Source organism: Streptomyces sp. NPDC051561 (assembly GCF_044454195.1).
GTDB lineage: Bacteria > Actinomycetota > Actinomycetes > Streptomycetales > Streptomycetaceae > Streptomyces.
Map to the genome: position 1 here is coordinate 135,760 of NZ_JBITDM010000012.1, position 19,123 is coordinate 154,882.

19 protein-coding genes and 1 riboswitch are annotated in these 19,123 nt (G+C 72.6%); of the genes, 8 read left to right on the top strand and 11 right to left on the bottom strand.

The features are described 5' to 3' along the window. Positions 1-9 precede the first annotated feature (9 nt). A riboswitch (cobalamin riboswitch) is annotated at positions 10-83 on the bottom strand. Positions 84-195: 112 nt separating this feature from the next. The 3 genes from cobG to ACIA73_RS25310 all read left to right on the top strand — a co-directional run bounded on the left by cobG (position 196) and on the right by ACIA73_RS25310 (position 3,736). Next, positions 196-1,506: a precorrin-3B synthase gene (gene cobG, locus ACIA73_RS25300; RefSeq protein ID WP_399440963.1), complete on the top strand. Its 1,311-nt coding sequence runs from the start codon at positions 196-198 to the stop codon at positions 1,504-1,506. 80 nt (positions 1,507-1,586) lie between these two features. Next, complete coding sequence (locus ACIA73_RS25305; RefSeq protein ID WP_399440964.1) at positions 1,587-2,213, top strand: precorrin-8X methylmutase; 627 nt, start codon at positions 1,587-1,589, stop codon at positions 2,211-2,213. Beyond that, positions 2,210-3,736, top strand: coding sequence for a precorrin-2 C(20)-methyltransferase (locus ACIA73_RS25310; protein WP_399440965.1), 1,527 nt, complete (start codon positions 2,210-2,212; stop codon positions 3,734-3,736). The genes ACIA73_RS25305 and ACIA73_RS25310 overlap by 4 nt, the downstream gene beginning before the upstream one ends. Positions 3,737-3,786: 50 nt before the next feature. Here the strand turns inward: ACIA73_RS25310 and ACIA73_RS25315 are convergent, their stop codons facing one another. Then, positions 3,787-4,521, bottom strand: a complete 735-nt coding sequence (locus ACIA73_RS25315; RefSeq protein WP_399440966.1) for a cobalt-precorrin-6A reductase — start codon at positions 4,519-4,521, stop codon at positions 3,787-3,789. Positions 4,522-4,532: 11 nt separating this feature from the next. On the opposite strand from ACIA73_RS25315, the gene ACIA73_RS25320 reads away from it, so the two are divergent. After that, positions 4,533-5,666, top strand: coding sequence for a cobalt-precorrin-5B (C(1))-methyltransferase (locus tag ACIA73_RS25320; RefSeq protein WP_399440967.1), 1,134 nt, complete (start codon positions 4,533-4,535; stop codon positions 5,664-5,666). Between the two features lie 60 nt (positions 5,667-5,726). Here ACIA73_RS25320 and cobM read toward each other — a convergent pair whose 3' ends face one another. From cobM to ACIA73_RS25335, 3 genes are all read right to left on the bottom strand, one after another. Then, a complete protein-coding gene (cobM, locus tag ACIA73_RS25325; protein WP_399440968.1) occupies positions 5,727-6,476 on the bottom strand; it encodes a precorrin-4 C(11)-methyltransferase in 750 nt (249 codons plus the stop codon). Next, the gene (cbiE, locus tag ACIA73_RS25330) at positions 6,473-7,756 is read right to left on the bottom strand and encodes a precorrin-6y C5,15-methyltransferase (decarboxylating) subunit CbiE (protein WP_399440969.1); all 1,284 of its coding nucleotides are present in this window, start codon (positions 7,754-7,756) and stop codon (positions 6,473-6,475) included. The genes cobM and cbiE overlap by 4 nt, the downstream gene beginning before the upstream one ends. Positions 7,757-7,989: 233 nt before the next feature. After that, positions 7,990-8,067, bottom strand: coding sequence for a 50S ribosomal protein bL37 (locus ACIA73_RS25335; RefSeq protein WP_374104540.1), 78 nt, complete (start codon positions 8,065-8,067; stop codon positions 7,990-7,992). Positions 8,068-8,283: 216 nt separating this feature from the next. On the opposite strand from ACIA73_RS25335, the gene pgm reads away from it, so the two are divergent. After that, a complete protein-coding gene (gene pgm, locus ACIA73_RS25340; RefSeq protein WP_399440970.1) occupies positions 8,284-9,933 on the top strand; it encodes a phosphoglucomutase (alpha-D-glucose-1,6-bisphosphate-dependent) in 1,650 nt (549 codons plus the stop codon). A gap of 88 nt (positions 9,934-10,021) precedes the next feature. Here pgm and ACIA73_RS25345 read toward each other — a convergent pair whose 3' ends face one another. Continuing rightward, the gene (locus ACIA73_RS25345) at positions 10,022-10,723 is read right to left on the bottom strand and encodes a TetR/AcrR family transcriptional regulator (protein WP_399440971.1); all 702 of its coding nucleotides are present in this window, start codon (positions 10,721-10,723) and stop codon (positions 10,022-10,024) included. A gap of 102 nt (positions 10,724-10,825) precedes the next feature. On the opposite strand from ACIA73_RS25345, the gene ACIA73_RS25350 reads away from it, so the two are divergent. Beyond that, on the top strand, positions 10,826-11,752 hold the full coding sequence (locus tag ACIA73_RS25350) for an alpha/beta fold hydrolase (protein ID WP_399440973.1): 927 nt from the start codon (positions 10,826-10,828) through the stop codon (positions 11,750-11,752). A gap of 119 nt (positions 11,753-11,871) precedes the next feature. Continuing rightward, positions 11,872-12,231: a DUF779 domain-containing protein gene (locus ACIA73_RS25355; protein ID WP_399440974.1), complete on the top strand. Its 360-nt coding sequence runs from the start codon at positions 11,872-11,874 to the stop codon at positions 12,229-12,231. Between the two features lie 40 nt (positions 12,232-12,271). Here the strand turns inward: ACIA73_RS25355 and ACIA73_RS25360 are convergent, their stop codons facing one another. Next, on the bottom strand, positions 12,272-13,168 hold the full coding sequence (locus ACIA73_RS25360) for a phosphatidylinositol-specific phospholipase C/glycerophosphodiester phosphodiesterase family protein (RefSeq protein ID WP_399440975.1): 897 nt from the start codon (positions 13,166-13,168) through the stop codon (positions 12,272-12,274). Positions 13,169-13,351: 183 nt separating this feature from the next. On the opposite strand from ACIA73_RS25360, the gene ACIA73_RS25365 reads away from it, so the two are divergent. Then, positions 13,352-13,705: a hypothetical protein gene (locus tag ACIA73_RS25365; RefSeq protein WP_399440976.1), complete on the top strand. Its 354-nt coding sequence runs from the start codon at positions 13,352-13,354 to the stop codon at positions 13,703-13,705. A 73-nt stretch (positions 13,706-13,778) separates the two neighbouring features. Here the strand turns inward: ACIA73_RS25365 and ACIA73_RS25370 are convergent, their stop codons facing one another. The 5 genes from ACIA73_RS25370 to ACIA73_RS25390 all read right to left on the bottom strand — a co-directional run bounded on the left by ACIA73_RS25370 (position 13,779) and on the right by ACIA73_RS25390 (position 19,085). Next, positions 13,779-14,450: an ABC transporter ATP-binding protein gene (locus ACIA73_RS25370; protein WP_399440977.1), complete on the bottom strand. Its 672-nt coding sequence runs from the start codon at positions 14,448-14,450 to the stop codon at positions 13,779-13,781. Beyond that, the gene (locus tag ACIA73_RS25375; RefSeq protein ID WP_399441093.1) at positions 14,443-15,459 is read right to left on the bottom strand and encodes an ABC transporter ATP-binding protein; all 1,017 of its coding nucleotides are present in this window, start codon (positions 15,457-15,459) and stop codon (positions 14,443-14,445) included. Before ACIA73_RS25375 ends, ACIA73_RS25370 begins: the two co-directional genes overlap by 8 nt. A gap of 86 nt (positions 15,460-15,545) precedes the next feature. Beyond that, complete coding sequence (locus ACIA73_RS25380; RefSeq protein WP_399440978.1) at positions 15,546-16,460, bottom strand: ABC transporter permease; 915 nt, start codon at positions 16,458-16,460, stop codon at positions 15,546-15,548. Next, positions 16,453-17,418 (bottom strand): ABC transporter permease, encoded by a 966-nt coding sequence (locus ACIA73_RS25385; RefSeq protein WP_399440979.1) that lies wholly within the window; start codon positions 17,416-17,418, stop codon positions 16,453-16,455. Before ACIA73_RS25385 ends, ACIA73_RS25380 begins: the two co-directional genes overlap by 8 nt. 53 nt (positions 17,419-17,471) lie before the next feature. Beyond that, positions 17,472-19,085, bottom strand: a complete 1,614-nt coding sequence (locus ACIA73_RS25390; RefSeq protein ID WP_399440980.1) for an ABC transporter substrate-binding protein — start codon at positions 19,083-19,085, stop codon at positions 17,472-17,474. Between the last annotated feature and the right edge of the window lie 38 nt (positions 19,086-19,123).

Sequence of the window (19,123 nt, forward strand, 5' to 3'; positions counted from 1 at the left end):
CTCGCGGGGGAGTTCCTGACTCGCCCGGCGGGGTGCCGGGCTCACAGTGGCGGGACCGCGCCGGAGTTCCACCGGGCTTCCTCCCCTGTCGCCGTCGGTGGCGACGACGAACCCAAGGGTCCGCCACCAGGCATATTAGGCCCCTGGTCAAGCGGGGTCGTACACGGTGTCGAACGGCAGCCCCCCGGCGTCGGTATGCTCGCCGCCATGTCCCCACCAGCCACTTCCCCTCCCCCGCCGAAACCCGCTGGGGAGAGCTCTGCCCGGACCCGTGGCGACGCATGCCCGGGTTCCCTGCGGCTGCACGCGGCGGACGACGGTGCGCTGGCGCGGGTGCGGCTGCCCGGAGGTGTACTGGGCGCCGGGCAGGCGGACGCGCTCGGAGAGTTGGCGAACCGGCTGGGCGATGGTGACATTCACCTCACTTCCCGCGGCAATGCGCAACTGCGTGCCCTGCCCGCGGGCTGCGGCGACGAACTCGCCCAACTCCTGGGCTCAGCAGGTCTGTTGCCCTCCGCGCGCCATGAGCGGGTACGCAATGTCGTGGCGTCCCCGCTGTCCGGGCTCGACGGCTCGGGCCGTCCGGACGTCGGCCCCTGGCTGGCCGGTCTCGACCGGCTGCTGTGCGCCAGCGAGCGGGCGGCGCGGCTCTCGGGCCGGTTCCTGTTCGCGCTGGACGACGGCCGGGGCGATGTGGATGCGCTGGGCGCCGATGTGACGTTGCTGGCGCGGCCGGGCGGCGGTGCGCTGCTGCGGATCGGTGCGGCCGCCGAGGCCGTGCGGGTGTCCGGTGCGCAGGCGGCACGGGCGGCGCTGGTCGCTGCCGAAACCTTCCTGGAGCATGCCCGTGGCTCGGGCTCCTGGCGGGTCTCCGAACTCGACGAGGACACCCGCCAGGCGCTGTTCGCGGGTGTCGTGCGCGAGCTGGGCGCGGCCGGTCTCGACGCGGCACCCGTCGAGGGTCCCGCCCGTCCGGCCGAGCCCACTCCCCCGCCGTTCGGGGTGGTGAACGGCTCGACCCTGTCCGTCGGCGTACCCCTGGGACGCATCACCGCGGCCCAGTGGACGCTCCTCGCCCACACTGCCCGGCAGCACGGCGACGGCACACTGCGGCTCACCCCGTGGCGCGGGGTGGTGCTGCCCGGCGTCGTACAGGAAGGGCTGCTCGACGCCCTGGGCGAGGCCGGTCTGATCACCTCCGCCGACTCGCCCTGGACCGGCGTCGGTGCGTGCATCGGACGGCCCGGCTGCGCGAAGTCACTCGCCGACGTGCAGTCCCAGGCGGCTGCCGCGCTCGGCCAGGTGGGGGCACTGCCCGTCCACTGGTCGGGATGCGCACGCAGGTGCGGGCACCCGCACGGCGACTGGGTCGACGTGGTGGCCACCCCCGAGGGGCATCAGGTCTCGGTGGTACGGGGCGGACACCGCAACGCCCCGGTGACCGTTCCCGAGGACCCCGCCGCCCTGTCCGACACGGTCGCCGCAGCACGCGGACACCAGTCCTGACTCCACGTCACCTCACGCCGGCACCCTCAGACGTTTTCCCAACTCCCCATCCCCCGCCCGCAGAAGAGAGCGAAAGCACAGTGCACCAGTACGAGAAGGACGGACCGGCGATCTACCGCCAGTCCTTCGCCATCATCCGCGCCGAGGCGGATCTGGCGGGGCTGCCCGCCGATGTCAGCCAGGTCGCGGTCCGGATGATCCACGCCTGCGGCATGGTCGACCTGGTGCAGGACCTGGCGTTCAGCCCGAACGTGGTGGCCGACGCCAGGGCCGCGCTGCGCGCCGGTGCGCCCATCCTGTGCGACGTGCAGATGGTGGCCAGTGGGGTCACCCGCAAGCGGCTGCCGGCCGACAACGACGTGGTGTGCACCCTGTCCGACCCGTCGGTGCCCGACCTCGCGAAGGAACTGGGCACCACCCGCAGCGCCGCCGCGATGGAGCTGTGGCGGGACCGGCTCGAAGGCTCGGTGGTCGCGGTCGGCAACGCGCCGACCTCGCTCTTCCGGTTGCTGGAGATGATCGAGGCGGGGGCGCCGCGTCCGGCGGCCGTGATCGGGGTGCCGGTCGGTTTCGTGGGGGCGGCGGAGTCCAAGGAGGCCCTGGCCGTGCACGGCTCGGGGCTTGAGCACCTGATCGTGCGGGGACGGCGCGGTGGCAGTGCCCTCGCCGCGGCCGCGCTCAACGCGATCGCCAGCGAGGAAGAATGAGCATCGACGAGCAGGTCACGGGCCGGCTGTACGGCGTCGGGCTCGGCCCCGGCGACCCGTCCCTGATGACGGTGCGCGCGGTGGAGGTGATCGCCGAGGCGGATGTGATCGCCTATCACAGCGCCCGGCACGGCCGGTCGATCGCACGGCAGATCGCCGCCGGGCATCTGCGGGACGACCACATCGAGGAGCCGCTGGTGTACCCGGTCACCACCGAGACCACCGACCACCCGGGCGGCTACCGGGCCGCGATGGAGGAGTTCTACGAGAAGGCCGCCGCCCGGTTGGCCGTCCACCTCGAAGCGGGCCGCACGGTCGCGGTACTCGCCGAGGGCGACCCGCTCTTCTACGGCTCGTACATGCATATGCACAAGCGGCTGGCGGACCGCTTCCGCACCGAGGTGATTCCCGGGGTGACCTCGGTGAGTGCCGCCGCGGCACGGCTCGGGACGCCGCTGGTGGAGGGCGAGGAAGTGCTGACGATCCTGCCCGGCACGCTGCCGCAGGAGGAGTTGACCGCCCGGCTCGCGGCGACCGATGCCGCGGTGGTGATGAAGCTGGGGCGCACGTTCCCCGCGGTGCGCGGCGCCTTCGAGGCGGCCGGGCGGCTGGACGAGGCCAAGTACGTGGAGCGGGCGACCATGGCCGGGGAGCGCACCGGTCAACTGGCCGACGTGGACGCCGGTTCGGTGCCGTACTTCGCGGTCGCGGTGCTGCCCAGCCGGATCGGTTCGGCGCACACCGAGGACCCGGCGCCGCGCGGCGAGGGGGACGGCGAGGTGGTCGTGGTCGGTACGGGTCCGGCCGGGCCGCTGTGGCTGACCCCCGAGACGCGGGGTGCGCTGGCCGCCGCCGACGACCTGGTCGGCTACACCACGTACCTGGACCGGGTGCCGGTGCGGCCGGGGCAGGTGCGGCACGGGTCGGACAACAAGGTGGAGTCGGAGCGCGCCGAGTTCGCGCTGGAGCTGGCGCGGCGCGGGCGGCGGGTGGCCGTGGTGTCGGGCGGTGACCCGGGGGTGTTCGCCATGGCGACGGCCGTCCTGGAGGTCGCTTCGGAGAAGGAGTACGCGAGCGTGCCGGTGCGCGTGCTTCCGGGGGTGACGGCCGCCAATGCCGCCGCCGCGAAGGCCGGTGCGCCGCTGGGGCACGACTACGCGACGCTCTCCCTGTCGGACCGGCTGAAGCCGTGGGAGGTCATCGCCGAACGGCTGCGGGCCGCGGCCGGCGCGGACCTGGTGCTGGCTCTGTACAACCCCGGCTCGCGCAGCCGGACCTGGCAGGTGGGCAAGGCCCGTGACCTGCTCCTGGAGCACCGGTCGCCGGACACCCCGGTGGTGCTGGGGCGGGATGTGGGCGGGCCGGCGGAAAGTGTCCGTACGGTACGGCTCGGAGACCTCGACCCCGCCGAGGTCGACATGCGGACCGTGCTGATCGTGGGTTCGTCGCAGACGCGGTGGGTGCGGCGGGGTGGCGACGGGGAGCAGATCGTGTGGACGCCACGGAGGTATCCGGAGGCCTGAGGGCGGCCCGGCGGCACCGGGCAAGCCCGGGGGCGTCCCGGCTGCTCGCTCTACCGGGCGAGCAGCCGGGCGACGGCCGCTTCCGGGGTCTCGGCCACCGGTACGCCCTCGGGGGCCGGTGGCCGTCGCACCACGACCACCGGAATCCCGGCCTCTCGGGCGGCGGTGAGCTTGGGGGCGGTGGCCGCACCACCGCTGTCCTTGGTGACCAGTACATCGATGCGGTGGCGGTGGATCAGCTCGCGTTCCCCTTCGAGGGTGAACGGCCCCCGTTCGAGCAGTACCTCCATGCGCGGCGGGTGGGGCGCCTCGGGGGCATCCACCGACCGCATCAGGAACCACTGCTCCGCCAGTCCCGCGAAGGCGGCCAGCCCCATCCGCCCCGTCGTGAGAAACACCCGCTCCCCCAGTGCGGGCAGCGCCCCGGCGGCCTCGGCCAGTGAGCCGACCGGGTGCCACCGGTCGCCGTCGCCCGCCGCCCAGCCGGGCCGGCGAAGCGCCAGCAGGGGAACATGGGCAGCAGCGGCCGCCGCGGCCGCGTGGAAACTGATCGTTCCGGCGAAAGGATGGGTGGCGTCGATGAGCGCGTCCACCTCATGGGTACGCAACCATGCCGCCAGTCCGTCGGCCCCGCCGAACCCTCCGACGCGCACCTCGCCCGGGGGCAGCTTGGGGCTGGCCACCCGTCCGGCCAGCGAGCTGGTGACCCGGGCGCCCGGAATGTCTACCAGGAGTCCGGCGAGGCGCCGCGCCTCGGTCGTACCGCCGAGAACGAGTATGTGCACGGGATCCATCCATGAGTGACACCAGCAAGGGGCCCGCCTCCGAGGGCGGGCGCGACGCCCAACTCAAGCACACCGGTCTGCGCTCCGGCTGGACGACCGGTGCCTGCGCCACGGCGGCCACCACCGCTGCGTACACCGCCCTGCTGAGCGGGGACTTCCCCGACCCGGTGACGATCACCCTGCCCCGGGGCCAGACGCCCGCCTTCGCGCTGGCCGTCGAGGAGTCGGACGGCGACCAGGCCATGGCCGGGGTGGTCAAGGACGCGGGCGACGACCCCGATGTGACGCACGGTGCGCTGGTGCGTGCGACGGTACGGCGGCTGCCGCCGGGCTCCGGCGTGGTGTTCCGGGCCGGCCCCGGGGTGGGCACCGTCACCCTCCCCGGCCTGCCGCTCGACGTCGGCGAACCGGCCATCAACCCGGTGCCCCGGCAACTGATCCGCGAGCACGTGGCACGGGTGGCCGCCGCGCACGGCGGCACCGGCGACGTCGAGGTGACCCTCTCCGTCGACCACGGCGAGGAGATCGCCCGTTCCACCTGGAACGGCCGCCTGGGCATCCTCGGCGGCCTGTCCATCCTCGGCACCACGGGCGTCGTCGTGCCGTACTCCTGCTCTGCGTGGATCGACTCCATCCGCCGGGGGGTGGACGTGGCGCTGGCCGCCGGGCACACCCATGTGGCGGGGTGCACGGGGTCGACCTCGGAGAAGACGGTGGTCGCCGAGTACGGACTGCCGGAGATCGCCCTGCTCGACATGGGGGACTTCGCGGGGGCGGTCCTGAAGTACGTACGCCGTCATCCGGTGCCGCGTCTGACGATCTGCGGCGGCTTCGCCAAACTGTCCAAACTCGCCGCCGGACACCTGGATCTGCACTCGGCGCGCTCCCAGGTCGACAAGGGGTTCCTGGCCGAACTGGCCCGCCAGGGCGGTGCCGGCGAGGCCCTCGCCGCGGAGATCGCGGGCGCCAACACGGGCCTTGCGGCGCTCCAGTTGTGCCAGGCGCGCGGGATTCCGCTCGGCGATCTGGTGGCGGTGGCGGCCCGTGACGAGGCGCTCTCGGTGCTGCGGGGGGCGCCGGTGGCGGTCGATGTCATCTGCATCGACCGGGCGGGGACGATCGTGGGGCGCAGCAGCGTGCGCTGAGAGCCTGTGTCTGAACCCCGCTCCCCCGCCCGGTGTCCCCCGCCCGGTTCTCCTACGGTTTCAGCAGGTGTGCCGGTCGCGGGCCGGGGAGTACAGGTGGCTGTCCCTGAACTGCTCCGCGCCGAGGGTGCGGCCGACCATGATGACGGCGGTACGGATCACTCCGGCGTCCTTCACCTGGGCGGCGATGTCGACGAGGGTGCCGCGCAGCACGATCTCGTCGGGGCGCGAGGCGAAGGCGACGACGGCCGCCGGGCAGTCGGTCCCGTAGTGCGGAACCAGTTCTTCCACGACCCGGTCCACGTACTGGGCAGCCAGGTGCAGCACGATCAGCGCGCCGCTGCGGCCCAGGGTGGCCAGGTCCTCACCCTGGGGCATGGCGGTGGCGCGCTGGGCGATGCGGGTCAGGATGACGGTCTGGCCGACGGTCGGAACCGTCAGCTCCCGCTTCAGCGCCGCCGCCGCGGCCGCGAAGGCGGGCACCCCCGGGATCACCTCGTACGGCACCCCGGCCTCGTCCAGCCGCCGCATCTGCTCGTTGACCGCGCTGAACACCGACGGGTCGCCGGAGTGCAGCCGGGCCACGTCGTGCCCGGCCGCGTGGGCGGCGGTGAGTTCGGCGGTGATCTGCTCGATGTCGAGCTGCGCGGTGTCGACCAGGCGGGCGTCGGGCGGGCATTCGGCGAGCAGTTCGCGGGGCACCAGGCTGCCCGCGTACAGGCAGACCCGGGCGGCGGCGAGTGTGCGCGCGCCGCGCACCGTGATCAGGTCGGCGGCGCCGGGGCCCGCACCGATGAAGTACACGGTCATGACTGGTTCTCTCCTGCGTCCTGGGGGGCGGGGGTCTCGGGCTGTGGCTTAGTGACGGACCACTGGGTGACCGGCATCGCCTGCCGCCAGCCGGTGAACCCGCCCACGGGTACGGCGTGCGCGACCGCCAGTCTCACGAGGTCGCCGCCGTGCCGGCGGTGCCAGGCGCCGAGGAGCGCCTCGGACTCCAGGGTGACCGTGTTGGCGACCAGCCGGCCACCGGCGGGCAGCGCCTCCCAGCAGGCGTCGAGCAGACCGGGGGCGGTCAGCCCGCCGCCGATGAACACGGCGTCCGGCACGGGCAGTCGGTCCAGTGCCTCGGGTGCGCGCCCGGTCACAACGCGCAGTGCGGGCACGCCCAGGCGGTCGGCGTTGCGGGCGATGCGCTCGGCCCGCACCGGGTCCCGTTCGACGCTGACGGCGCGGCAGGAGGGGTGGCCGCGCATCCACTCCACGGCGATGGATCCGGAGCCGCCACCGATGTCCCAGAGGAGTTCGCCGGGGGCGGGGGCGAGTGCGCCGAGGGTGGCGGCGCGGATGTGCCGCTTGGTGAGCTGGCCGTCGTTCTCGTACGCCGCGTCGGGCAGCCCGGGTACGGCGCCGAGGCGCAGGGTGCCGGGGGCGCGGCGGCAGGCGACGGCGATGACGTTGAGCGGGTCGCCGGGGGCGTGCTGCCAGGTCTCGGCGGTGCCCTCCGTGCAGGCCTCGTCCGCGCTGCCGAGCTGCTCGAAGACGCTCATCCGGCTGGGCCCGAAGCCGCGCTCGCGCAGCAGGGCGGCGACGGTGGCCGGGGTGGTCGCGTCCGCGCTGAGCACCAGCAGCCGGCGCCCGTCGTGCAGGGCGGCGGCGAGCCGTGCGGCGGGCCGGCCGACCAGGGTGATGACCTCGGTGTCCTCCAGCGGCCAGCCGATGCGTGCGCAGGCGTACGACACGGAGGAGGGGTGCGGCAGGACGCGCAGGGCGTCGGGCCCGAGCACTTCGGCGAGGGCCCGGCCGATCCCGTAGAACATCGGATCCCCGCTGGCCAGTACGGCTATCCGGCTCCCCCGGTGCTCGGCGAGCAGGCCGGGCACGGCCGGGCGGAGCGGAGACGGCCAGGGTATGCGGGCCCCCGGGCACTCCTCGGGAAGGAGGTCCAGCTGGCGGCCCCCGCCAATCAGGACCTGGGCACCCCTGAGCACCTCACGCGAGGCCTCGGGCAGGCCCGGCCAGCCGTCGGCGCCGACACCGACGACGGTGGCCTCGGGCGGGTCGAGCGGAACGGGTTCGACGGGAGTCACGGACGATTACCTCGAAGTTCGGAAACAACGCGCCCTGACTCTACTGGCCCCTCCAAACCCCCGTCCGACCAGGTCAGAAGGGCTCGACCCAAGCCACACCCACCCCGTTCGGCGGCGGCGGCGCCCACCCTCCCCGCCACCCCGCTCCCGTCCCCCACCCAAACGCAAAGAGGGCGCCTGACCCAGGAACCCCCAGGCCAGACGCCACCCAAAAAATTCTCGCCCCACAGAACCTAGCTCTGCGGACGGCTCCCGTGATTCGCCCCGTTCTTACGACGTGCCCTCTTCTTGCGGCGGCGCTTGGACGACATCGTGCTCTCCTCACGTTCGACGTTCAGTGACTCATCGATGAGTTTCCACCCATTTGTTCAGGTATTCCACTCGCCGACAGTGGCCCTGCTACCCCGCCGCCCCGCAGGCCACTCCTCCCCCACCCCCACGAACTGATGTGCGCGCGAGCACACCCCCCGGTCCGCGACAATGTCCCCGTACCGCATTGATCGCGACACCATGGAGGTAACGGGCGGATGCCGCACCAACGAGCGGGACAGCAGACCCAGCCGGAAGATCTCGTCGATGTCTCCCGACTGGTCACCGCGTACTACGCACTGCACCCCGACCCGGCCGACCCCCGCCAGCGGGTCGCCTTCGGCACCTCGGGCCACCGCGGCTCCTCCCTCAACACCGCGTTCAACGAGGACCACATCGCCGCCACCAGCCAGGCGATCTGCGAGTACCGCACCCTCCAGGGCATCGAAGGACCCCTGTACCTCGGCGCCGACACCCATGCCCTCTCGGAGCCCGCGAAGGTCACCGCCGTCGAGGTGTTCGCCGCCAACGGCGTCCGCGTGCTGATCGACGCGGCCGACGGTTACACGCCCACCCCGGCGGTGTCGCACGCCATCCTCACGTACAACAAGGGCCGCACCGGCGGTCTCGCGGACGGGGTGGTCGTCACCCCGTCCCACAACCCCCCGGCCGACGGCGGCTTCAAGTACAACCCGCCGAACGGCGGCCCCGCCGATTCCACCGCCACGGGCTGGATCCAGGAGCGCGCCAACGAGCTGATCGCGGGCGAGCTGAAGGGCGTGCGCCGCGTCCCGTACACCCGCGCGCTGACCCTGGAGACCACCGGGCGTTACGACTTCCTCGGTACGTACGTCGCCGACCTGCCCTCCGTCCTGGACCTCGACGCGATCCGCACCGCCGGAATCCGCATCGGTGCCGACCCTCTCGGCGGCGCGTCCGTCGCCTACTGGGGCCGGATCGCCGAGCAGCACCGCATCGACCTGACCGTGGTCAACCCGCTCACCGACCCGACCTGGCGCTTCATGACGCTGGACTGGGACGCCAAGATCCGGATGGACTGCTCGTCGCCGTACGCGATGGCCTCCCTGATCGAGCAGCGGGACCGTTTCCAGATCGCCACCGGCAACGACGCGGACGCCGACCGGCACGGCATCGTCACCCCCGACGGCGGCCTGATGAACCCCAACCACTACCTCGCCGCCGCGATCTCCTACCTCTTCGCGCACCGCGACCGGTGGGCCGCCTCGGCGGGTGTCGGCAAGACCCTGGTGTCCTCGTCGATGATCGACCGGGTCGCCGGTGACCTCGGCCGCACGCTGGTCGAAGTACCGGTGGGCTTCAAGTGGTTCGTGGACGGGCTGGCGGACGGGTCGCTCGGCTTCGGCGGCGAGGAGTCGGCCGGCGCGTCCTTCCTGCGCCGCGACGGTTCCGTCTGGACCACCGACAAGGACGGCATCATCCTGGCACTGCTCGCCTCGGAGATGCTGGCGGTCACCGGGCGTACGCCTTCGCAGAGTTACGCGGACCTGACGGCCCGGTTCGGCGAGCCCGCCTACGCCCGCATCGACGCCGCGGCCACCCCGGCCCAGAAGGCCGTGCTCGGCAAGCTCTCCCCCGCCCAGGTCACCGCGGACACCCTCGCGGGCGAGCCGGTCACCGCCGTGCTCACCTCGGCCCCCGGCAACGGCGCGCCGCTCGGCGGCATCAAGGTGACCACCGAGAACGCCTGGTTCGCGGCCCGCCCGTCCGGTACCGAGGACGTCTACAAGATCTACGCGGAGTCCTTCCACGGCGCCGACCACCTGGCCCGTGTCCAGGAGGAGGCCAAGGCGGTCGTCTCGGCGGCACTGGCGGCCGACGCGGGCTGACCGCGACCACGCACCGCACTTGACGGCGCCCCGGCCGGGCTGTACCGGCCGGGGCGCCGTCACGTGCGGGAACGAACTCCCCGCCGGATCAGGGCACCAGCAGACCGGCCAGCACCTTGCGCATCATCCGCTCGAATCCGGCCTCCGCGCCCGCCCCGTCATCTGCGCCCGCCCCGTCCCCCGCACCCCTCAGGGCCGCCGTGACCTGCGGGTGATCCCCCTTGGCCGCCGCTTCCCGGAGGTAGCCGGCCTGCGCCGCCCGCCGGGCGGTCACCTCGCCCCCGCCCTGCACCTCGACCCTGGCGAACTGTGCGACCAGCGCGTTCACCAGGGCGACGACCTCAGTCTTCGCGCCCCCCGGCAGAGCGGTGGGCGCCAGGGCCCGCAGGGCGTACTCCAGGTGGTCAAGCCCCCGGGGCCCCAGCCTGAGCGGTTCCGGCGGTACGTCGCCCAGCCAGGGGTGGCGCACCTGCACCGCCTTCGTCCGCACCGCCAGCGCGAGCAGGTCCTCGACGGGCTCCCCCCGGAGCGGGACGTCGAGATCGACCTCCCCCGTCACCGAATCGACCATCAGATCGAGCAGGTCCTCCCTGCCGGACAGATAGCGGTACAGCGAGGCCTGGCCGGTCCCCAGCGCCGCGGCCACCTGGCGCATGGACACCGCCGGCAGACCGCCACGGTCCGCGAGACCGATGGCGGCGGCGGTCAGATCGGCGCGGCTGTGCACGGCGGCGGGCCCGCGGGTCCCGCGCTCGGGGCGCGTCCAGACGGTCACTGCTTCCTGGGCCATCAACCCACCTGCCTCATCCGACTCATCCCTTCCCCCGCGGTTTCCCTGAACCCTCTCCTACCCTAAACTGCGAACACCGATCGCAGTTTAGGGAGGCCCCCGATGTCCGCACCCCCGACCAGCCCATGGAGCCCGGTTCGCCGTGCCACGAACGGCCAGGTGCACCTCGCCTTCGACCGTTTCACCGAAAGCCCCGACGGCGAACCGCTGCTACTGGCCACCGGACTGGGCGCCAACCGCCGCTGGATACCGGACGGGCTGTGCCGGATGCTGGCCGCCGAGGGCTTCGCCGTGGCCCGGTACGACCAGCGCGACGGCGGCGAGTCCACCCACCTGCCGCCCACCGCGACCACCCGCAATCCCCTGTCCGCGCTGTTCGCCAAGCGCGGGGAGGCCTACACGGCGGAGGACATGGCGGACGACACCGTCGCCGTACTGGACGCACTGGGCTGGAAGTCGGCGCACCTGCTGGGCGTCTCACTGGGCGGGGCCGTCGTCCAGCGGGTGGCACTGCGGCACCCGGAACGGGTGCGCACGCTCACGACCATGGCCGCCGTTCCCGGCGACGGCGCGGGTCTGCGGAGCCTGCGCCACGTCCGGCTGAGGACCCTGGCCCGGTTCGGCCGGCTGAAGTTTCCCGACAGCCCCGAGGGCGACATCGCGGCGGGCGTCGCCGTGTCCCGCCTGCTGGCCTCACCGGCCCGGCCGTTCGACGAGCACGCCGCCAGGGCCGCCGCCGAACGCAACAAGGACCGCGGCATGCACGACCAGCAGGCGCAGAGCCGCCAGATCGGCGCCCAGTGGCACGGCGGTCCCATCGAGGCCATCGACCGGCCCACCCTGGTGCTCCACGGGGCCGACGACCCGCTGATCAAGCCGAGCGCGGCGCGGGCGATCGCCTCCCGCGTCCCGGACTCCCGCCTGGTCCTGCTGCCCCAGGTCGGCCATGAACTCCCGGAGTCCTCCTGGCGACGCATCTCCGACGAGGTCGGCGCACTGGCCGGCACCCACCGGGGGCGCGCGGGCTGAGGACCCCACCGGTCCAGCCCTCGGACAGGCGGGGTGTCGGCCGTGGCGCACAGGAGAGAAACTGTGCGCTACGCACTACACCCACCGGTTTCGCCCGCACGTGAGAGGGGCCGCACACCATGACCACCGTCCCCGAGAGTCCGCTCGTCGAACTGACCCCGGCAGCCGCCGGACTGCTGCGTCAACTGACCGACGCCCACGGCCCTCTGATGTTCCATCAGTCGGGTGGCTGCTGCGACGGGAGCGCGCCCATGTGCTACCCGGAGGGTGAGTTCCGTACCGGCGGCTCCGATGTACTGCTCGCCTCCCTCGACGTGGACGGCGTGAAGGGCCCCGTGCCGTTCTGGATGTCGACGAGCCAGTACGAGGTGTGGCGGCACACCCGCCTGATCGTGGACGTGGTCGAGGGCCGCGGCAGCGGGTTCTCGCTGGAGGCCCCGGAGGGAGTGCGGTTCCTGATCAGGTCGCGCATCATCTGAACCCGCCCGCGCTTGAAGGCCTGTGCCTCAGCCCACCGCGCTACGAGCCCTTCCGGTCGTACCTCCTGAGGAACCTCTCCAGCGCGGCCAGGTCGTCCGTGTTGAGGTGATCGACGTCGGCGGCCAGGAGTTCGCGCCACATGGCGTCGCGGGCGGGGCCGGGCAGGTCGGGGGTGCCCCAGAAGCGCACCCGCTGGCCGCGCTGGTGGGCGGTGCGGACGAGGGCGTGCAGGCGGTCGCGCTCGTCCTCGGGGAAGGGGCCGACGCCGAGCCAGCCGAAGCTTGCCGTCCAGTTGCTGCTGATCAGCGGGATGAAGGAGGAGGGGGCGGGCTTCGGAGCGGTGAGGTCTTCCAGGCGGCCGTCGTAGAAGGCGTACCGGGTGCGCTGGGCCTCCATCGGGACGCGGGCCGCGCGGTCGCCGGAGATCACCGGGGTGACCGCGCCGAGCCGGGTCCGGCCGTCGGTACAGGTGCTGAGCATCCGGCGGTAGGGGCGCAGCCTTCGGTGCAGTTCGAGATAGGTGTCCACGCCCTGGGTCTTGATGTCGACAAGGAGTTGCACGGGGCGGTGGCGGCCGGGGTGGACGCTGCCGTGGTGTGCGCGCACCAGGGCGGCGAGGGGCTTCAGGTAGAGGGCTTCGAGGGTGCGGGCCGGGTCGAGGTCGACCGGGTCGTGGGCGACCAGGAGCTGCCCGTCGACGAGGTAGATGTCGGCCTCGACGCTGGTGAAGCCGTGCGAGAGGGCGTCCAGCAGGGGGCGCGGGTGCTCGTAGTCGTTGTGGGCGTGGGCACGCCGCAGCGGACGGGGGCGGTGCTTCTGTTCGGCCCCGGGCTTGGCGGCGGTGGCGGCGGCCGGGAGGGTGCTCGCCCAGCCGGCCGCTCCGACGAGTGCTCCCGCGAAGGTGGCGGCGGCGGCACGTCGAGTGGTGAGGGACATGGGGGCTCCGGGGTCGGTGGGTCGGTGCGACGGCACCTGGACTGGAGCGAGTATCCGTCGAATGCGTCCCCAACCGGCAGGGTGCGTAGGCAGGTTCGTTCCGTGTTCCGCCGTGGGTCATCAACGGACGGTCAACGGGGGCCCGGTGGCTCGGGCATGCGACGCGTCTGGCAGGGTGTTCACATGGTCCTCACAGGAGAAATCTCCACCCATGTCCCCGGTCCGCGCCGGAAGAACCTGCTGATCGTGGCCATCCTCGTCGTGGCGCTGCTCGGCGCGGCCGCCTGGGCCCTCACCACCAAGTTCAACGAGAAGCCGGTGTGGGTGGACAACGTCGGCTACGACGCCGGTTACTACCACGGCATCCAGCTCCGCAAGACGGACCGCACCGGCGAGGTGGTGGCCAAGGCCGTCGCCGGAGGCTGCCGGACCGCCTCGACCACCGCGGGGAAGAAGGCGGACGACTCGCCCGAGCATTGGGTACGGGGCTGCCTGGACGCCGTACGCGGGCTGGCGAGCAACCCCAACGAAGCCTGACTCCGGCGCACGGAGCCCGACGCTGCACACCCGCCGGACTCCGGCGCACGCGGCCCGGCGTCAGCACCGCACGTCACACAGCGGTTCGCGTACCCGCCACGTCCTCCCAGCGCACCGTCCGGTCGCACCAGCGCTCCAGCAGCACCCTGTCGTGCCCCACGACGAGCAGCCCCGCGCCCTCGGCGCTGCGGTAGTCCTCGACGACCGCGACCAGGGCCGCCGTGGTCGAGGCGTCCAGCATCGCCGTCATCTCGTCGCAGACCAGCCAGCGTGGCCGGAGCACCAACGCCCGTGCCAGGCAGGCACGTTGGAGCTGTCCGTCGCTCACCTCGTGCGGGCGACGGCCCAGCAGATCGTCACCGAGGCCGACAGCGTCGCTCAACTCCCCCACCCGTACGGCCACTTCGCCCCGGCGTCCGTTCGCCCGCAGCGGCTCACCGATGAGGTCGCGCAGCCTGAGGCGCGGGTCGGCGGAGAGACGCGGCTGCTGGAACACGACCCCGATCGCGGTCCGTTGGGTGCGCGGAGCACGGTGCCGCCACCCCTGCACCCGGGCCCCGTCGAGGGTGACCGTGCCCGCGTCGGGCCGGTGCAGCAGGGCGGCGACCTTCGCGAGCGTCGACTTCCCGCAGCCGCTGGGGCCGAGCAGCCCGACCGACTCACCGGCCGCGACGACGAGCCGCGCGTCCCTGAAGACCGGCTTCCCGCGCTCGTAGCCCGCGGTGATCGCTTCGAGTTCAAGCACGGGCGGGCTCCTCGTCGTCCGGCGGGTAGTGGCAGGCGATCCGGTCGGCGAACCGCGGGATGACGGTGCAGGCTTCGCCGGCGTACGGGCAGCGGGGCGCGAAAGCACAGCCGTCGGGGAGATCGCCCAGCTCCGGGGGCATCCCCGGGATCGGGGCGAAGTCCCGCTCGGGGAGGGCGTTCAGCAGACCGCGCGCGTAGGGATGGCGGGGGCCGGGGGTCCCGAAGAAGGCTTTGGCGTCGGCGAGTTCGACGATGCGTCCGGCGTACATGACCGCGATGCGGTCGGCGATGCGCTCGGCGGCCGAGAGGTCGTGGGTGATCATCAGGAGGGCGCGCCCGGTGGTGCCTGGTGCCGGAGCTTCCTCCCGCCGTGCCACGGCGCCGTCCGCTGCCGGAGCGTCCCCCGCTTGGGCGCCCTCCGCTGCCGGGGCGCCCTCCGCGCGCGGTGCGTCGATGTGCTGGCGCAATTCGTCGACCGTGCGGTTGACCAGGTCGCGGTCGAGCCCGGTGGTGGGTTCGTCGGCGAGCAGCAGCGGGGCGTCCCCGATGAGGGCGAGGGCGGTGGCCGCGCGCTGGGCGAGCCCGCCGGAGAGTTCGTGCGGGTAGCGGGTGAGGTGGTCGGCGGGGAAGGCGGCTCGCTCCGCCGCGCTGCGTATCGCCTTCGGCAGGTCCGGTTTGCGGATCCCGGTCAAGGTGCGCAGGGTCTCCGCGAGCTGCGAGCCGACGGTGCGTACCGGGGTCAGGTGCGCGGCCGGGCTCTGCGGCACCAGTCCGATGCGACGGCCCCGTACCGTACGCGCGAGGGTCTTCTCGTCGGCGGTGAGCAGATCCGTTTCGCCCATCAGGGCGCGGCCCGCGGTCTGCGCGTTGCCGGGCAGCAGGCCGAGGAGGGCGGAGGCCAGCACGGACTTTCCGCAGCCGCTCTCGCCCACAAGTGCCAGGCACTCCCCCGCCGCCAGGTCGAAGGAGGCTCCGGTGACGGCGGCGACGTGGTGTCCGCCACGCATCCGGAAACGTACCGACAGATCGCGCACCGAGAGCACGGGCGCGGCGGCGGAAACCGCCACGGGCACCGGCTCGGTCTTCTGGAGGCTCACAGCATCAGCTCCGATCGGCGGCGCGGGTTGATCCGCTCGCGCCAGGCTCCGGCGAGGCCCGCGATGGCCAGGGTGGGGATGATCAGGAAGAGGCCGGGGAAGAGCGTCGGCCACCAGTCGCCCGCGAGAAGGGAACTGCGTGCGGACTGGATGAGGTTGCCGAGGCTGGCCTGGTGGCTGGGCAGTCCGAGGCCGAGGAACGACAGTGCCGACTCGTGCCACATGGCGTGCGGCACCATCAGCACGGCGGCCAGCGCCGCCTGCGGCATGACACCGGGCAGCAGGTGCCGTACGGCGACCCGCCACCGGGAGGCGCCCCCGGACACCGCGGCGTCCACGTACGGGCGTGCCCGCAACGACAGCACTTCGGAGCGGACGATGCGCGCCGTCGACAGCCAGTGGGTGAGCGCGACGGACACGATCACCGGCCACACCCCCGGCCGGAACATGGCGACGATGAAGATGCCGAGCAGCAGGTGCGGTACGGACGAGAAAGTGTCGACCAGCCGCATCACGACCCGGTCGGTCCATCCGCCGAAGGTGGCTGCCGCCGCGCCCACCGCCGTACCGATGACGGTGGCGACCAGGGCGGCGACCAGGCCCACGAGCAGCGAGACGCGCAGCCCGTAGACGCATCGCAGCAGCAGGTCACGGCCGACGTCGTCGGTGCCGAACGGGTGCGCCGGGGAAGGCGGTTGGAGCTTCAGCGCGAGATCGACGGCCTGCTCGTCCAGGTTCACCAGCGGCGGTACGAGGAGGACCGCGAGCGCCACCGCCGTGACGATCACGGCGGAGGTGCGTACGCGCAGCGTGCGGGTGGAGCGGCGGGTGCGGCCGTGGGCGCGCCACTCGACCGCGGTGGAGGTGGTCGAGTCAGAGGTGGTCAGGTCGGAGGTGGTCAGGTCAGCCATCGAAGCCCACCCTCGGGTCGGCGAGTCCGTACAGGAGGTCGGAGAGCAGGTTGCCCGCGAGGACGGCGGCCGTGGCGAGCACGGTCAGCGCGGCGAGCAGCGGGAAGTCCACGGCGGTGGCGGCCTGCACGGTGGCGGCGGCGATGCCGGGCCAGCTGAAGACGGTCTCGATGAGGAGGGCGCCGGTGATGAGTTCGGGGACGCGGGAGCCGATCAGGGTGAGCATCGGCAGCATTCCGGAGCGCAGGGCGTGGCCGAGGAGCACGGTGCGTTCGCTGGTGCCGCGGGCGCGAGCCCCGCGTACCGGGTCCTCTTCCAGGGCGTCGGCGACGCCCTGGCGGACGTACAGGAAGAACCAGGGCAGCTGGGTCACGCCGAGGACGACGGCGGGCAGCACCAGGTGCGAGGCGACCTGTCCGAAGGTGATCACGTCGCTGTCGGTGTCGGTGAGCCCGCCGGCGGGCAGCACGCCGAGCTTGAGCGCGAAGAACCACATGGCGAGCAGTCCGAGCCAGAAGGCCGGTGCGGCTTCCAGGGTGTACGCGGCCGGGCTGACGCAGCGGTCGAGCCAGCCGCCGGGGCGGCGGGCGGCCAGTACGCCCAGCGTGGTGCCGAGGACGATCGCGATCAGGAAGGCGGTGGCGGCCAGCAGTGTGGACCAGCCCAGCCGTTCGACGATGACGTCGGCGACGGGCTGGCGCATCACGCTGGAGTCGCCGAAGTCCCCGGAGAGGGCCGAGGTGAGCCAGTGCCACCAGCGGGTGGTGAGCGGGTCGTCGACCCCGAGGTTGGCGCGCAACTGGTCCAGATTGGCCTGCGAGGAGGTGAGCCCCGCGGTGCCCGCGTACGCCTTGACCGGGTCGAAGGGCGAGGCCGCGGCGACGGCGAAGACGCCGAAGGTCACCAGGAGGAGGACGGGTACGGCGAACAGGATCCGCCGCCCCGCCATCCGTGCCATGGGGCCCCAGGGGAGCGTCCGCCGCGCGGTCGCTCCCTCAACCGTTGCCGGACTCACTTCTTCGGCGTCCAGTCCTCGACGTTCCACCAGGGGCCGGAGGCCAGGCCGTGGTCGTGCGGCTCGATCTGGGTGGAGAGGCCGTCCCACTTGTCGTTGACGACGTAGAGGTGGTCGATGTGGGTGAGGAAGGTGTAGCCGGGGTTCTTCACCAGTTCCTGCTGGACCGTGGCGTAGGCGGCCTTGCGCTCGGCGTCCTTGCCACTCCGGCGGCCGGCGTCCAGGGCGGTGTCGACGGCCTTGTTGTCGTACCAGGCCATGTTGTTGAAGCCGTCGCCCGCGAGGGAGGACTTGAGCAGCAGGTACTGGTCGAAGTCGGGGTCGCCGGGCGAGCCGCCGCCCGCGAGCACCGCGTCGCTCTTCATGCGCGGCTCGATGACCTCCCAGGTGCCGGCCTGGGTCTTGATGTCGAGGCCGGCCTTCTTGGCGTCGGAGGCGTAGGCGAGGGCGTGGTCCTGGCGGAGCTTGTCGCCGGAGAGGTACCAGAGCGGGAACTCCGCGCGCACCCCGTCCTTGACGCGGACGCCGTCGGCGCCCGGCTTCCACCCGGCGTCGTCGAGGATCTTCTTGGCCTTGGCCAGGTCGTGGGTGCGTTCGGTGCCCTTGGCGAACCACGGGCTGTCGGTGGGGACCGGGCCGTAGGCGGGCTTGCCGGCGCCTTCGAGGATCTTGTCGACCATGGTCCTGCGATCGACCGCGACGTCCAGCGCCCGGCGGACCGCGGTGTCGCCCGTGACCTTGTTGTGGGTGGGCAGGGTGACGGTGCGGTAGTCGAAGGACTTCGCCTCGTAGGTCTTCCTGTTGCCCTCCGCCTTGAAGGACTTGGCGAGGTTGGGCGGCAGGATCGCGCCGTCGAGGTCGCCGGAGCGCAGCCGGGTGGCGCGCACGTCGTCGTCCTTGATGATCGCCATGGTGAACTTCTTCACCGCGGGGGCGCCGCCCCAGTAGGCGGGGTTGGCCTTGAAGCTGAGCTTCTCGCCCTTGGACCAGTTGGTCAGGACGTAGGGGCCGGTGCCGATCGGCTTGGTGGTGAAGGCGCCCGTGTTCACGTCCTGCTTGCCCGCGACGTGCTGGGGGGCGATCGGCAGGACGGTGCGCTCGGCGAACGGCGCGTACGGGTACTTCAGCGTGAAGACGACCGTGTCCGCGCCCTCGGCCTTGACGCTCTTGATCGCGTCGAGTTCCGACTTGGCGGCGTTGTTGGTCTTCTTGTCGAGGATCGTCTCGTAGGTGAAGACGACGTCCTTGGCTCCGAAGGGCTGCCCGTCGGTGAACTTCACGCCGGGGCGCAGCTTGTAGGTGTACGTCAGTCCGTCGGCGCTCACCTTGGGCAGTTCGGCGGCGAGGGCCGGCTTGAGCCGCATGTCGCCGTCGAAGGAGAGCAGGCCGTCGAAGATCTTGGAGTTGCCGTCCTTGCCGTAGCCGAGGAGCGGGCTGAGGGTCTCGGGCTCGTACGCGATGCCGACGACCGCGGAGTCCTTGGCGCCGGTGCCGGAACCGGCGGCGGATCCACCCGGCTTGGAGCAGGCCGCCGCGCCGATGGCCAGTGTTCCGGCCAGTGCCGCGGCGGTCGCCGTGCGTGTCGCCGTACGTATGGATCGGGCTGTCATGGCTCCCCACACCCCTCTTAAAGATCAACTGTTATTGC

Bases quoted from the DNA above. Each gene is read 5' to 3' on its own strand.
- ACIA73_RS25365 (WP_399440976.1), top strand. From the start codon at position 13,352: ATGGTCCTCACAGGAGAAATCTCCACCCATGTCCCCGGTCCGCGCCGG.
- ACIA73_RS25350 (WP_399440973.1), top strand. From the start codon at position 10,826: ATGTCCGCACCCCCGACCAGCCCATGGAGCCCGGTTCGCCGTGCCACG.
- ACIA73_RS25355 (WP_399440974.1), top strand. From the start codon at position 11,872: ATGACCACCGTCCCCGAGAGTCCGCTCGTCGAACTGACCCCGGCAGCC.
- ACIA73_RS25380 (WP_399440978.1), bottom strand. From the start codon at position 16,460: ATGGCTGACCTGACCACCTCCGACCTGACCACCTCTGACTCGACCACC.
- ACIA73_RS25375 (WP_399441093.1), bottom strand. From the start codon at position 15,459: ATGCGTGGCGGACACCACGTCGCCGCCGTCACCGGAGCCTCCTTCGAC.
- ACIA73_RS25320 (WP_399440967.1), top strand. From the start codon at position 4,533: ATGAGTGACACCAGCAAGGGGCCCGCCTCCGAGGGCGGGCGCGACGCC.
- ACIA73_RS25385 (WP_399440979.1), bottom strand. From the start codon at position 17,418: ATGGCACGGATGGCGGGGCGGCGGATCCTGTTCGCCGTACCCGTCCTC.
- ACIA73_RS25360 (WP_399440975.1), bottom strand. From the start codon at position 13,168: ATGTCCCTCACCACTCGACGTGCCGCCGCCGCCACCTTCGCGGGAGCA.
- pgm (WP_399440970.1), top strand. From the start codon at position 8,284: ATGCCGCACCAACGAGCGGGACAGCAGACCCAGCCGGAAGATCTCGTC.
- ACIA73_RS25335 (WP_374104540.1), bottom strand. From the start codon at position 8,067: ATGTCGTCCAAGCGCCGCCGCAAGAAGAGGGCACGTCGTAAGAACGGG.
- cobG (WP_399440963.1), top strand. From the start codon at position 196: ATGCTCGCCGCCATGTCCCCACCAGCCACTTCCCCTCCCCCGCCGAAA.
- cobM (WP_399440968.1), bottom strand. From the start codon at position 6,476: ATGACCGTGTACTTCATCGGTGCGGGCCCCGGCGCCGCCGACCTGATC.
- ACIA73_RS25390 (WP_399440980.1), bottom strand. From the start codon at position 19,085: ATGACAGCCCGATCCATACGTACGGCGACACGCACGGCGACCGCCGCG.
- ACIA73_RS25310 (WP_399440965.1), top strand. From the start codon at position 2,210: ATGAGCATCGACGAGCAGGTCACGGGCCGGCTGTACGGCGTCGGGCTC.
- ACIA73_RS25345 (WP_399440971.1), bottom strand. From the start codon at position 10,723: ATGGCCCAGGAAGCAGTGACCGTCTGGACGCGCCCCGAGCGCGGGACC.